Source organism: Bacteroidota bacterium, from assembly GCA_016711505.1.
Taxonomy (GTDB): Bacteria; Bacteroidota; Bacteroidia; order AKYH767-A; family 2013-40CM-41-45; genus JADKIH01.
This window is the reverse complement of sequence record JADJSV010000009.1, coordinates 91,631-105,710: the sequence shown is the minus strand read 5'-3', so window position 1 is coordinate 105,710 and position 14,080 is coordinate 91,631. Positions and strand designations below refer to the sequence as shown.

At 37.3% G+C, this 14,080-nt stretch carries 11 protein-coding genes and 1 pseudogene; 10 read left to right on the top strand and 2 right to left on the bottom strand.

Annotated features, from left to right (window positions below; all coding sequences use genetic code 11):
* Positions 1-58 precede the first annotated feature (58 nt).
* The gene (hemW, locus tag IPL24_11490; GenBank protein MBK8364267.1) at positions 59-1,183 is read left to right on the top strand and encodes a radical SAM family heme chaperone HemW; all 1,125 of its coding nucleotides are present in this window, start codon (positions 59-61) and stop codon (positions 1,181-1,183) included.
* Here the strand turns inward: hemW and IPL24_11485 are convergent.
* Complete coding sequence (locus tag IPL24_11485; GenBank protein ID MBK8364266.1) at positions 1,176-2,753, bottom strand: T9SS type A sorting domain-containing protein; 1,578 nt, start codon at positions 2,751-2,753, stop codon at positions 1,176-1,178. The genes hemW and IPL24_11485 overlap by 8 nt on opposite strands.
* Positions 2,754-3,030: 277 nt before the next feature.
* Positions 3,031-4,209 (bottom strand): acyl-CoA dehydrogenase family protein, encoded by a 1,179-nt coding sequence (locus tag IPL24_11480; protein MBK8364265.1) that lies wholly within the window; start codon positions 4,207-4,209, stop codon positions 3,031-3,033.
* A gap of 335 nt (positions 4,210-4,544) precedes the next feature.
* Between IPL24_11480 and IPL24_11475 the strand changes: the two genes are divergently transcribed.
* The 9 genes and pseudogenes from IPL24_11475 (at position 4,545) to IPL24_11435 (ending at position 13,903) form a co-directional block, all read left to right on the top strand.
* Complete coding sequence (locus tag IPL24_11475) at positions 4,545-5,618, top strand: DUF2029 domain-containing protein (protein MBK8364264.1); 1,074 nt, start codon at positions 4,545-4,547, stop codon at positions 5,616-5,618.
* A 261-nt stretch (positions 5,619-5,879) separates the two neighbouring features.
* Entirely contained in the window at positions 5,880-7,112 is a 1,233-nt protein-coding gene (locus IPL24_11470; GenBank protein ID MBK8364263.1) for an NAD(P)/FAD-dependent oxidoreductase, read from the top strand.
* A gap of 17 nt (positions 7,113-7,129) precedes the next feature.
* On the top strand, positions 7,130-7,438 hold the full coding sequence (locus IPL24_11465) for a TusE/DsrC/DsvC family sulfur relay protein (protein ID MBK8364262.1): 309 nt from the start codon (positions 7,130-7,132) through the stop codon (positions 7,436-7,438).
* An 81-nt stretch (positions 7,439-7,519) separates the two neighbouring features.
* A complete protein-coding gene (locus IPL24_11460; GenBank protein ID MBK8364261.1) occupies positions 7,520-8,002 on the top strand; it encodes a DsrE/DsrF/DrsH-like family protein in 483 nt (160 codons plus the stop codon).
* Between the two features lie 447 nt (positions 8,003-8,449).
* Positions 8,450-9,954, top strand: a pseudogene (locus IPL24_11455) (B12-binding domain-containing radical SAM protein).
* Between the two features lie 206 nt (positions 9,955-10,160).
* Positions 10,161-10,817 (top strand): methyltransferase, encoded by a 657-nt coding sequence (locus IPL24_11450; protein ID MBK8364260.1) that lies wholly within the window; start codon positions 10,161-10,163, stop codon positions 10,815-10,817.
* Between the two features lie 35 nt (positions 10,818-10,852).
* Positions 10,853-11,836, top strand: coding sequence for a hypothetical protein (locus IPL24_11445; GenBank protein MBK8364259.1), 984 nt, complete (start codon positions 10,853-10,855; stop codon positions 11,834-11,836).
* Positions 11,811-13,280 carry a B12-binding domain-containing radical SAM protein gene (locus tag IPL24_11440; protein MBK8364258.1) on the top strand — a complete coding sequence of 490 codons (1,470 nt, stop codon included), beginning with the start codon at positions 11,811-11,813 and terminating at the stop codon, positions 13,278-13,280. Before IPL24_11445 ends, IPL24_11440 begins: the two co-directional genes overlap by 26 nt.
* A complete protein-coding gene (locus IPL24_11435) occupies positions 13,277-13,903 on the top strand; it encodes a class I SAM-dependent methyltransferase (protein ID MBK8364257.1) in 627 nt (208 codons plus the stop codon). Before IPL24_11440 ends, IPL24_11435 begins: the two co-directional genes overlap by 4 nt.
* Positions 13,904-14,080: the final 177 nt, after the last annotated feature.

Genomic DNA, 14,080 nt, shown 5'->3' with positions numbered 1-14,080 from the left:
GCAGGTTTCGGATTGGTGTGAGTTGCTCACGCCACACACTCAAACTACACACTAGATTTTGTCCGGCATTTATTTACATATCCCTTTCTGCAAAAAAGCATGTCATTACTGTGATTTCCATTTTTCGACTTCGCGTGATTTGATGAATGATATGGTTCAATCCATTGTCCGGGAAATTACTCTTCGAAAAAATTATTTAGCAGGAGAAAGAGTCGAAACAATTTATTTTGGGGGCGGAACTCCGTCGTTGCTGAATAGAGATCAACTTCAACTTTTGTTAAATACAATAAATGAAAATTTTGAAGTAGATGCAGATGCAGAGATCACCTTAGAATCAAATCCCGATGACCTTACGATTGAATTACTACAGATGTTGAAATCGTCAGGTGTCAATCGCTTGAGCATAGGAATACAATCATTCAGGGAAAAAGATCTGTTGTTGATGAATCGTGCACATAATGCTGTTCAAGCCTTGCAATGTGTTAGCGATGCGAAGGCAGCGGGATTTGAAAACATTACAATTGATCTGATGTACGGTTTGCCCGAACTTTCGTCTGAGGATTGGTCAGAAAATATGAAGATCGCTTTTGGTTTGGGTGTGGATCATTTGTCGTGTTACTCGCTGACAGTTGAGCCAAGAACTGCATTGGCATCGATGATCAAACAAAACAAAGTTAAGGATATTGATGATGGTGCTGCTGCTTTGCATTTTGAAATGCTGATGAAAGCTGCCGCTGAAAACGATTTTGAACATTATGAGATCAGCAACTTTGCACGCAATGGAAAATATTCACGTCACAATACTTCTTATTGGAAGAGAGAAAAGTATTTAGGTGTCGGACCATCGGCACATTCATATAATGGCGATAGCCGTCAGTGGAATGTTTCGAATAATCCGGTATACATCCGTTCACTTGCTGAAAATAAAATTCCTGCGGAAAGTGAAGAGCTTTCTTTGAAGGATAAATTCAATGAATACATCTTAACTTCTATGCGAACCAGATGGGGTGTAAATTTGGATTTCGTTAAAGAAGAATTTGGTGATCATCTAAGTTCAGAATTATTAATCAGACTGGAATCTCAAATAAGTGCCGGACTTGTGCTCAACCATGGAAATGTATTTACTCTAAGTGAAAAAGGAAAATATTTTGCAGATAGAGTTTCTTCGGATCTGTTTATTTAGTGATTATAATTCTCTCTCTTTTTTTAATTTCGTTTTTTGATCTGATGATCAGAAAGTAAATGCCTGATGTCAGTTGTGATGTATCAAATATTTTTTCTTTTGAAGTTGTATAGAACGGAGTATACACTTGCATTCCTATTGCAGAATATAATTCCGTCTCACATTCAGCTTCAGAGAAATTTCTTATGATAAGTTTTTCTTTTGCCGGATTCGGAAAAACATCAAAATCTTTTGCTGCATCATAGTGAATTGACTTAGGGGGAAATACTGAAGTTTTGCCGTCAAAGTCAGTTTGCTTAAGCCTGTAATAGGAAGTGCCACTTAAAGGAAATAGATCAGTGATAGAGTAGTTCAAATATTGTGTTGAGTTCCCATTTCCATCAGTCTTTTCTATTTCTATCCAATTTATTACATCGTTGGATCTTTCAATTGTAAAGTAATCGTTATTTATTTCAGAAGCTGTTGTCCATGAAATCCGAATAGCATTATTTTCTCCGACAACATCAAATTTCACTAATTCAACAGGCAGTGAACCGCCGGGATCATTGACACCAAATCCGAAACCGTTTACTCCTGAACTACTGCCTCCAAGGTTGAAATGGCAATTCGGAAAATACGCAGGACAACATCCCGAATTTAAATTACCGGAATATGCCGCACCATATCCATCACTTTCCACTTGAACATCAACTTCTGTAATAGAAGGACTGTTTGAAATTGGTATAAGAGTAAAACAAAATTCATAACTCAAACAAGTATTTGGTGAACCATCAAAATCACCTCGACCTGTAGAAGCTGCATCATAAAATATATATTTGATAAAATTTCCTGTTCCTGATTTTACCCAGTAACCTGTATTGTATGTTCCTGCAATACTGTCCGGCGCTTGAATGTTGATATAGCCGGTACCAAATGAGAACTCAAATTTTCGTACACCTTCGTCACCGGTTGTATTTTTTAGAATTGTATTAATGCAAAATGAACCGGCTACATTTAGTGGCGCTAAAGTCATAGGGTCAGTCTGAAAAACAGAATTGAACTTTACCTGATAGAATGGTTTAGCAGGATGAAATACAGGAACCAAACATCCTGATTGATCTGGCAACCAGTCTCCTTGTGTATCAGGATGGCTAACAACTGTCGAACTTGTATCGGCTCCGATACCTATGTCAAAGGTAACTGTAGTAGCTGCATCCAACCAGAGAAAGTATGTTGTCGAATTGCTTACACTAAAAGTGTATGAATTTGTTCCTGTATTGAAAGGAAAACCCGGTCCGGTAATACTAGTACAACTATCTTTTACAAGTCGTGACCGAATCAGCCCTGTTGCATTAGCAATTGATATAAAAATTTTTATCGTTGTAAGCGGAACAGTGATTTTATAAACCAGATCTTCTCCGGTATAATTGATTCCTGCCGGTGCATCATCGCCCATACCTGCATTTGTTTGATTCAATAATAATGTATCCGGACAAACTGATACTGGAAGTGGATTTGAGCAATTCGCCTGCGAGAAGATTTCGTTTACAACCACCAAAGATAAAAGTGAAATAAAAAGTACGGTTTTCATAGTACGTAGATTAATTGGGAGAACTACATCACTAATAATATAAATTGAAAGTAGATTTTATCTTAAAACCAAAAACATAATTGTGACCAAATGAAAAATTGGAATAGTGAACAGACGATTAATGGTTGCGAAAAATAAATGATAGGTCGTCAATATTGAAAAAATGGAAAACCCTTATTTAAAAAAAGCCCGGAGATCAATTGTCGCCGGGCTTTTTTATTATTTCTAATTACGATTCTCTAATTACGAATCTCAATTTACCAATTACAAACAAAAACTATTCAAATGCATTGAAGCCCGTAACATCCATACCCGTAATCAACAAGTGAATATCATGCGTTCCTTCATAGGTAATTACTGATTCAAGATTCATCATGTGACGCATGATCGGATATTCGCCTGTGATTCCCATTCCACCGTGAATCTGTCTTGCTTCTCTTGCGATCTGCAATGCCATGTTCACGTTATTTCTTTTTGCCATTGAGATCTGCGCAGGAGTAGCACGATTCTCATTTTTCAAAACACCTAATCTCCAGGTAAGCAATTGTGCTTTTGTAATTTCAGTGATCATCTCGGCAAGTTTTTTCTGAGTCAACTGGAATCCACCTATTGGTCTTCCGAATTGAATTCTTTCCTGCGAATATCTCAAAGCTGAATCATAACAATCCAAAGCCGCACCAATTGCTCCCCATGAAATTCCGTAACGTGCAGAATTTAAACAACCCAATGGACCTTTCAAGCCTTTTACATTCGGTAAAATATTTTCTTTCGGAATAATAACGTTGTCGAATACAAGTTCGCCTGTTGCACTTGCGCGCAATGACCATTTGCCATGTGTTTCAGGTGTAGTAAATCCTTTCATACCACGTTCAACGATCATTCCGCGAACAATTCCTTGCTCATCTTTTGCCCAGACAACTGCAATGTCTGCGAATGGCGCATTACTGATCCACATCTTTGCGCCATTCAATACAAAATGATCGCCTTTTTCTTTGATGTTACTGATCATACCATTCGGATTCGAACCGTGATCAGGTTCTGTCAATCCAAAGCATCCCATCATTTCACCTGATGCAAGTTTTGGTAAATATTTTTTGCGTTGCTCTTCACTACCATAAGTGTAGATCGGATACATCACCAATGAACTTTGAACAGATGCAGTAGAACGCAAACCTGAATCGCCACGCTCCAATTCCTGCATGATGATACCGTAAGCGATCTGATCCATTCCACCACCGCCATATTCTGCAGGAATGTATGGACCGAATGCACCGATCTCAGCCAGACCTTTGATCCACTGTTTTGGAAATTCTGCTTTCTGACATGCTTCTTCAACGATCGGTGAAACTTCTTTCTTCACCCAATCGCGTACACTTGTTTGAACTAACCGATGTTCGTCAGTAAGAAGTTCATCCATAAAATAGTAATCGTGGTACTGGTATCTGTCTTTTGACATTTTTTTCTTTTTCTTTTTTTTCTTCAAACTCTATGCGACCATTGACCTGACCTTGACCTTTCTGACCTCTGACCTCTGACCTCTGACCTCTGACCTTTGACCTTTGACCTTTGACCTTCAAAAGGCATCGCAAATTTAGCAGAATTTCACGAACATCTCTTCCCGAATTCTCCTAAATTAGCCCAATGATGTGGTTCAAAAATCTGCTTTTCTCAAATTCGGTTTCAGGCAGAATTTTCCTCTTAATGTTGGTTTTAACTCAAATTTGGAAGGGTATTTATCCGGCGATGACTGATGTTCGCAGTGATTTCCCTAATTACTATGTTTCATCTAAATTGTTACTCGAGGGCAAGGATTTATCAGGTCTTTATTCCAACAAAACCTTTAATGATCTGATTCACAGCTATGGAATAGATCAGGAAGGAAAGTTTGCTCCGTTTCCGCCGCCAACTGCTTTTATTATGTTGCCGGTTGCCGGTTTTCAGCCGATCACTGCAAAGAGAATCTGGACTTGCATCAATATACTCTTATTGTATGGAGTGATTGTCCTTTTCTCGAAGATCTCTAAACTCAATTTGCAGCAAAGTGCATCAATTGTTTTGTTGTCAGGTATTGCTTTATATAACAATTTCTACCTTGGACAAGTTTACCTTTTGGTGCTTTTAATGTGGATGTTTGCCTGGATTCAGGCTGAAAAAAGATCCGGTTGGTCGGGACTTTTACTGGCTTTCGGAATAGCCATAAAATATTTTCCTATAGTAACATTGCCGGCATATTTGATCAGAAAAAATTTCAAAGTAATCGTTGCAACCGTAATCTCGTTGGTTGGAATTGTAATACTTTCAATTATCATTATCGGCATAAAATCGTGTAATGATTTTATAAATTCCGTTTTGTTTGATCATTTGAATGGAAAGCTCGAAGGACAAAACCCGTATGCTTTTGCATTTCAATCCTGGAATTCACTTGCGTTGAATTTGTTTTTGAAGGAGGAAATCATCAATCCAAATCCTGTTTTTGATTGGCCAAATGGAATGTTAATTTTTAAAGCTGTTGTGTTCCTCGCATTAATTTCAACTCTGATTTATACTTTATACAAATTACGAAATCATTCCGACCTACCTTCATATTCAATTGTATTCCTCTCATTATTCGCTTTGGCATTTTCTCCTGCATCGGCGAGCTATCATTTATTGTTGGTGTTATTTCCGATTGCACTTTTAATAGGATTGCAAAAACAGAATGAGCGTTTCATAGCGTTTCTCATTTGTTCGCTTTTTGTATTTGGGTTCAGTGGGATTGTGTTTGATTTTGTCAATTCGAAGATCTCATTTCTGCCGTTTCAGTTTTATCGGTTGATTTTAATGAATTTTTTTTTTGTCGTAATTTCAATAAAATTGGCAGGGTGAGGTTAGCTCACCGAATAAACTTTTGGCAATTGAAAAGTTATAATCTAAAAGTAATTAAATTGTACATTTATGAATCTACTTTTGAAACTCTATTGACATATAGCCCCTTGGTGGTGAAAGCACAACCGGTTGCGAGTGGATTTTCAGGCGAAACCTTTGTCACCCCGTAATGTCACCTCGTGGCCTGATTTCCGTCACTTTCTCATACTTGTTGAAAATCTAATTTTAGTTCACTAAACCAATAGTGCTAAAACCTGATTTATGAAGCAAATTTTAATTTTAGGTGCCGGAACCGCAGGGACGATGATGGCAAACCATCTTCGCCACGAATTGAAAAAACCGGATTGGGAAATTAAAATTATTGATGAACGTATTGAACATCATTATCAGCCAGGATATCTTTTTCTTCCTTTCGATATTTATGAACCTGAAGACATCATCAAAACCATTGAGGAATTTATTCCGAAAGGTGTTCAATTGATAAAAGGAAAGATCGATAAGATCGTTCCCGGCGAAAATAAGGTTCAGATGGCCGATGGTGGAAATCACAGTTATGATATTCTCATAGTTGCCACAGGTGCTAAAACTGCTCCGGAAGAAACGGAAGGTATGCTCGGCAACGAATGGTATAAAAGCATTTTCGATTTTTATACTTATGAAGGTTCGCTTGCACTCAGAAATAAATTACGTGAATGGCAGGGCGGTAAAATGCTTGTCCACATCGTTGAAATGCCGATAAAGTGTCCGGTTGCTCCTTTGGAATTTGCGTTTCTTGCTGACTCATATTTCCAGCATAAAAATATCCGCGAAAAAGTGGAGATCACTTTTGTAACTCCTCTCAGTGGTGCATTTACAAAACCAAAAGCTACTGAAGCATTGGATCACCTTCTGAAAGATAAAGGCATTCATATTGAAAGTGATTTTGCAGTTGAAAAAATCGATCAGGAAAACAAGAAACTGATCGACTACGGTGGAAGAGAACTTGACTTCGATCTTCTTGTAACTGTTCCAACAAACAAAGGTGATGAAATGATCGGTCGCTCCGGATTAGGCGATGATCTCAATTACATTCCAACTAACAAAGGTTCATTGCAAAGTTTAGCATACAAGAATATTTTCGTAATCGGTGATGCTTCAAATATTCCTGCTTCTAAAGCCGGTTCTGTTGCTCACTTTGAAGCGGAGATCTTAACTGAAAATATAAAGCGATTTATAAATGATGAACCTCTGAAAGAAGAATTCGATGGACATGCAAATTGTTTCATCGAAACCGGGCACGGTAAAGCGTTGCTGATTGATTTCAACTACAGTCATGAACCGGTAGAGGGAACATTCCCATTCCCCGGAGTCGGGCCATTGAGATTATTAAAAGAAAGCAGAATGAACCACATGGGTAAACTCGCTTTCCGCTGGATCTATTGGAATATGTTGCTAAAAGGAACTCATATACCTTTCGTTTCTGCAACAATGCAGGAAGCAGGTAAAGAATTTTAATAATTAAAATATAAAATATGGAAAAGATAATAGCAGGAAAAAATATCGCAGTTAATGCAGAAGGATATTTAACGGATTTTAGTCAATGGGATAAAAACGTCGCTATAGAAATTGCAAAAGAAAATAACATCGAATTGACAGATCGTCATTGGGAAGTTATTAATTATCTGCAAGCAGAACATAAAAATCAGGTTGCATTGTCAATCCGTAAGATCGGAAAAAGCAATGTTGTCGACATTAAAGAATTTTATGCTTTGTTTCCTCAAGGACCGTTGAAAACATCAACGAAGATCGCAGGTATTCCTAAACCTGCAAGTTGTCTGTAATAGCAGGATATCATTTAAAAAAATCCGTATGTCAATGCCGGAAATTCAAAAGCATTGTCAGGAGTTTTAATATTAAAATGTATGAACGAATTTAATGGCGAAATAAGAAAGATGATGATCATCTTATCAAAAGCAACATTGGAAAATGTATATGCTTGCTTTGTATTGGCGAATGGTGCCAGAATGGAAGGAATTGAAGCGGAAATATTCTGTACATGCGTCGGACTTGAAGCAATCCACAAGAAAAAACTTGAGCATCTGCATGTTGCAACTGTTGGTAATCCTGCTATGCATATGCCGACAATGCTTGGAGGTCTGCCGGGAATGGAAGCACTTGCAACCTCAATGATGAAAAAGGAAATGGAAAAAATTGATATGCCTGATGTGCATGAATTCCTAGACATCCTTGTTGCTTCCGGGGTAAAACTATGGGCGTGCAAACTAGCTATGGATATGTTCCACTACAAAAAGGAAGACCTTTACGATGATGTTAATGATGTGATCACTGTCGGCGACTTTTATAAGCAAGGTAGCGGAATAGGAACACATATGCTTTTCATCTGAGATTAAGTATTATCTTTTAACACAAGCTCACCCCAAAAAATTACTAAATACAGCACAAGATCAAGGATTATTAATTAACCCGTTGTTCGAAATTATTGCCTCGACTTCGCCGGGGACCGTCATATAAGTAGTGTGAATTTTTTGCGAAGAAAATTTAACTAGCAAAGGGGGGGGAAAACAACCAAACCCAAAATTTTTGGGCCAAATTTAATGATTTTCTTCGCAAAAATTCACATATCTGCCCAAAACCCACGGTCCCTGAGCGAAGTCGAAGGGAACGTTTTAATTTAGAACTACGGGTTTAGTATTATCACTCGTGTTCTTGTGCAAAAACTTAGTATTTCAATTTACTTTATTTCCTGTTTTTTTAAAATGTCCACTAGAAGTACACCTGCTTCAGGTAAATAAAACGACTTTAGTTACCTAAAAAACCAATATCTTTCGCCTGTGAAAAAAGTCCTTTTATTCAACCCCAGAGCTGCCAATTCAAAACCACGGATACCGAATTCGGTTTTGTCGGTGGCTGCTACGTTAAATGGACTTTATGAATGGGTAATCGTTGACGGTAATCTGGAAGTTGATCCATGGACGAAAATTGAAAAATACCTGGCTTCAGGAGAGTTCTTTGTCTTTGCATCAACTGTAATGCCCGGACCACAACTTAAGCAGGCAATTCCTTTTTCTAAAAAAGTCAGAGAGTCTTTTCCAAAAGTCAGAATTATCTGGGGCGGATATTTTCCTTCGAACCATTCTAAAGTGGTTTTGAATTCCGGTTTTGTCGACTTTGTTGTGAATGGTCCCGGTGAAAAAGTCTTTCCGGCTCTGCTCAAAGAACTCGAGACGGGAACACGGAATTTTTCTGCTTTACCAAATCTGATTTTTAAAAATGAAGCCGATGAATTAATTACAACAAAAAAAGATGAGATCTACGATCAGGATCTTTTGCCTTCGTTTCCTTATGCACAGTTGAATGGATTTTATGATATGCGTAGGTATCTTGGAAAGACTTGTCTTGGTACAAAAACAATTGCATATCATTCCAGTTTTGGTTGTCCTTTTACCTGCAGCTTCTGCGCAGTTGTTCCTATATACAATGCGCGCTGGAAAGGAAAATCAGCAGAGAAAATTTATAAAGATATTCTCTATCTGAAAAATACTTTTGGTGGAAATGCAATTGAATTTCACGACAACAATTTTTTTGTTTCAGAAAAAAGAACGGTAGAGTTTTCAAACCTCATCAAAAAAGAAAACATGATCTGGTGGGGCGAAGGCCGCATCGATACAATAAATAAATATTCAGATAAATCACTGGCAATCATGCGCGAGTCAGGTTGTAAGATGATTTTCTTCGGAGCAGAAACAGGGAATGATGATATCCTGAAACGGATGGACAAAGGCGGAACTCAGAGCGCTGCTCAGATCCGCTCCTTCGCTGCACGAATGAAAAAGTTTGATATCATTCCGGAATATTCTTTTGTACTCGGTATGCCCGGTGAAACGGAAGAAGAATCGTGGAAACAGATCAAGCGAGACGTTGAGTTTATAAGAGAGATCAAAGAGATCAATCCGGATACGGAAATTATCATTTATGTATATTCACCTGTGCCTGTCGAAGGAAGTGAGTTGTATGAAAAAAGTGCGGGCATCGGGATTTCATTATCCGGAGAAACTGGAAGACTGGATCTCACCGGCATGGGAAAAATTCGATCTTCGCAAAAATCGGCTGACACCTTGGTTAACTTCTGAGATGATCGATTATATCCGGAAGTTTGAAACAGTTTTGAACGGTTATTTTCCGACTTATTCTTACATCCGATTAAACGATACTAAGATAAAAATCCTGAAAAGATCTCTGCATTCAGGTACAAAAACAAGGTTACTCATTCCCATATGAGATCAAAGCCATCCAGAAATTATGGAAGTATCGCCAACCGGAAATTGAAGGCTTTTAATTGAAAAATTATGCGAATTAAAGCAATAACTCCCTCTATTTTCTGTTTCAGTCAACTGTTTTTCCCGCTCAGCTACAATTACTTTCGTAGATGTTCGTATAATTCAATCTTTCAATTATCATTCAAATGAAAGAAGTAAAAACAATGGAACAGATTCTGAAGCGGAAGGCAGTTAAGAGACCGGTGCGATTTCTTGAAAAAGGATTTTGAATTTTATTTATAAACCATTTGTAGAGTGGTACACATCAAGAGAATCTAATTACAAATATCAGGATGTAGCTTTGAAAATTAAACCCGGAGTTTTTCATCCAAGGTTCTTCAGTAGCACAAGTTTTATGCTTGAATTTCTGGAATTCATGAATTTTTCTAAAAAGAAAGTAATAGAAATAGGTTCGGGCTCAGGGCTCATTTCAATAGTAGCCGCAAAAGAAGGCGCGAATGTTACTGCAGTTGACATTTGTCCATTAGCTATTGAAAATACAAAACTGAATGTTTCACTGAATTCAGAACGAATAAATGATTATCCGGGAAGTGTTGAGGTGTTTGAGTCAGACCTTTTTGGAAATGTAAAGACTGGAGTTTTTGATATACTTATTGTTAACCCGCCATTTTATCCTGGTGTTGCCAGAAAACCTTCCGATCATGCATGGTATGCCGGAAAGGATTTCGAATATTTTCAGAAGTTGTTTGTGCAATGTAAAGAGCATATGGATTCTTCCTCTGAAATGTATATGGTCTTATCGGAAGATTGTAATTTCACTAAGATATTCGGATTAGCTAAAGAAAACTCGCTTACAATAAAGGCAGTTTCTGTCAAACAATTCCTTACTGAAAACCTGTACATTTTTAAAATAACAGTTTAGAGAAAATTAGTATCTTTAAACTTCCTTTCTCCCAGATGAATCCCTCTCCCGCAAGTTCTTATCGGACAAGTACTGAACTCAATGTTGAAATGTCAGCAGCAGTTATTCGTGTACTTCTCTATTTTGATATCTTCAATCATCCGCTTTCAATAAATGAGATCAAAGATCTTATTCAAATAGAAGTGAAGGATGAAAATGAAGTCGCGGAAGTGCTTTTGGAATTAGTTGATCAGCAGAAAATTTATTTTCACGAAGGATATTATTCTGTTTCCTCTTCTGTATTCAATATGCATAGGAGAATTGCTGGGGAAAAGTATGCAAAGACAATGGTTGACCGGATGAAAAAATTCAGCAGCCTGATCGCATCGTTTCCATTTGTAAAAGCAGTGACGATCAGCGGATCACTTTCGAAAAACTTTATGGATGAAAATTCAGATATCGATTATTTTATAATCACTTCACGGAACAGACTCTGGTTGACAAGAACATTTTTAGTTTTATACAAAAAACTCTTTCTTTTAAATTCGAAAAAGAATTTTTGTGTGAATTACTTTGTTTCAGAAGATCAGCTAGCTATTCCTGACAGGAATATTTTTACTGCAACAGAAGTTAGTTATCTCATTCCTGTATACAATTATTCAGAATATTTGAATTTCATGAAGGAAAATAAATGGAGTAAAACATTTTATCCGAATTTTCCACTGAGAAGTGAATACTACTTAATCGATGAAAAATTCCCCGGGATAAAATCATTCCTTGAAAAAATATTTTCGGGATCATTAGGTGAAGCAATTGACAATTATTTTTTCAAATTTACCTTAAAGCACTGGAAGAAAAAATTCAAGGATTTTGATGCATCAACTTTTGATCTTCGGATGCGGACAAAAAAGAACGTCTCCAAACATCATCCGAATGGGTTTCAGGAAAAAATTCTCAGGGAGCTCGATATTAAATTCAGCAACTTTGAAAAACAGCATGATATAGTTTTGAGACATGAAAAAAGTTCTGTTTACGCATAGTTATTTCCTTCGTTTTGATCCGAAACAATGGAAAATGCAACAACCATATCCACCGCTCGGAACACTTTCTGCCGCTGCTTTTCTTAAAAGTAAAAACTATTCAGTATCACTCTTCGATTCAATGTTTGCTCATTCTGCTGAAGAGATCATTCCATTTTTGGCAAAAGATCAGCCTGACTATCTTGTGATCTATGATGATGGGTTTAATTATCTCACAAAAATGTGCCTTACTAATATGCGTGAAGCTGCATTTGAAATGATTCAATTTGCAAAAGCCCGAAATATTAAAGTCATTGTAAGCAGTAGTGATTCAACTGATCATGCAGAAAAATATTTATCTGCCGGAGCTGATTTTATAATTTATGGTGAAGGAGAAGAAACACTCGGTGAACTGATAGATCATCTTTCCGGTTCTGATCTTTCTCCGGAATTTATTGCCGGACTTCAATATAAAAATGAGAAAGGAATTTTTAAAACTGCTAAAAGAAATGTTTTAAAAAATATTGATGATCTGCCAACTCCTGCCTGGGATTTGATAAACATGAGTAAGTACAAGGAACGATGGAATGCTGGTTCAGGATATTTTTCACTCAACCTTAGTACAACTCGAGGTTGTCCTTTTCATTGCAACTGGTGTGCAAAACCAATTTATGGAAACAGATATAATGTGCACAGTCCACAGAGAATTGTCGAACAAATAAAATTCTTACAGTCGACATATGGTGCGCGTCATTTCTGGATGACCGACGACATTTTTGGATTAAAGCCCGGATGGATAAAAGAATTTGCTGATCTTATTGAAGCATCACAATTGAAAATCAGATTTAAGATCCAGTCACGTGCAGATCTGCTTACGAATGACAATACAATTTCTGATCTTGCACGTGCAGGATGTGAAATTGTATGGATGGGTGCAGAAAGCGGTTCACAGAAAATTCTTGATGCAATGGATAAAGGAATTACGGTTAAGCAGATCCGTGAAGCTACAACTGGACTGAAGAATGCCGGAGTGAAGGCTGCGTTCTTTTTGCAATTTGGATATCCTGGAGAAAATAAGGATGATGTTAATCTCACGTTGAAGATGGTGTCAGAATTAAAACCGGATGATATTGGAGTGTCAGTTTCCTATCCGCTTCCCGGAACAGTTTTTTATGAAAGTGTAAAAGATAAATTGGGTGATAAGTCCAATTGGGAAGATTCTGATGAACTTGCTTTGATGTTTAATAAAGATCTTCCAAAAAATTACTATAAAATTCTTCAACGGTATGTTCACAGAATGTTCAGAATGCAACAAGGAAAATTGTCCCTTTCGCAAATGGTGAACTCGCCTTCTACCATTTCCGGATCTAAAGTAAGAAGTAGTGTGCTTTTGCCTTTACATGCTATTTATAAATTGGTTAATGGTTTTAAACTTGGTTTAATGGACAAGAAAAGACCAATATGATTCAGGAAGGTCCGGCAAGAGCGTTTACAAAACAAAGTCCGTCGTTCGATAAGATCGAAGATGAGAATTTGATTTTGCAGTACATGCGAAAAAGGATTCATGATCACTGTCTTCGCTACTTTCCTGCTAATGCAAAAATTCTGGAATTGAATTGTGGAACAGGTATCGATGCTGTCTTTTTTTCGAACTATGGAATGAAAACGCTGGCAACAGATGTCGCTCCCGGAATGATCCATGCTTTGAATGTAAAGATCAAGGATCTGAATCTTGAAAATTCTATTTCTACACAATTATGTTCTTATACCGAACTCCCGCAATTTTCAGAAGGACCTTTTGATGTAGTATTTTCAGATTTCGGAGGTTTAAATTGCGTTTCTGACCTGCAACCCGTTGTGGATGGAATTAAAAGGAATCTAATGAGCGGAGGAATAGTTACGTTGGTAATTATGCCAAAAGTTTGTCCATGGGAAATTTTACTCGCATTAAAAGGAAATTTTAAAGTAGCTTTTCGCCGGTTTAAAAAGACGGAGCACAAAGTCATCTTGAGGGTGAATTTTTCAAAACATTTTACTTCTCTCAAACGTATATACAAAAGGTTTTTGGTGAAGAATTTTCAATGGTGAAGCTTGAAGGACTATGTTCTTTGGTTCCGCCACCTTATTTTGAATTTTTTCCAAAAAGACTGAATGCCACCTTCAAATTCCTGACAAAGGTTGAAAATGCAGTGAGGTTTACCTACCCTTTTGATCGGGTAGCTGATCACTTCATTATTACCCTTCGCAGGAAATGAGATTGATTAT

Excerpts from the sequence above, each read along its gene's own strand:
- IPL24_11440 (MBK8364258.1), top strand. The coding sequence starts at position 11,811 with ATGAAAAAAGTTCTGTTTACGCATAGTTATTTCCTTCGTTTTGATCCG.
- IPL24_11460 (MBK8364261.1), top strand. The coding sequence starts at position 7,520 with ATGAACGAATTTAATGGCGAAATAAGAAAGATGATGATCATCTTATCA.
- IPL24_11445 (MBK8364259.1), top strand. The coding sequence starts at position 10,853 with ATGAATCCCTCTCCCGCAAGTTCTTATCGGACAAGTACTGAACTCAAT.
- IPL24_11485 (MBK8364266.1), bottom strand. The coding sequence starts at position 2,753 with ATGAAAACCGTACTTTTTATTTCACTTTTATCTTTGGTGGTTGTAAAC.
- IPL24_11435 (MBK8364257.1), top strand. The coding sequence starts at position 13,277 with ATGATTCAGGAAGGTCCGGCAAGAGCGTTTACAAAACAAAGTCCGTCG.
- IPL24_11465 (MBK8364262.1), top strand. The coding sequence starts at position 7,130 with ATGGAAAAGATAATAGCAGGAAAAAATATCGCAGTTAATGCAGAAGGA.
- IPL24_11470 (MBK8364263.1), top strand. The coding sequence starts at position 5,880 with ATGAAGCAAATTTTAATTTTAGGTGCCGGAACCGCAGGGACGATGATG.
- IPL24_11480 (MBK8364265.1), bottom strand. The coding sequence starts at position 4,209 with ATGTCAAAAGACAGATACCAGTACCACGATTACTATTTTATGGATGAA.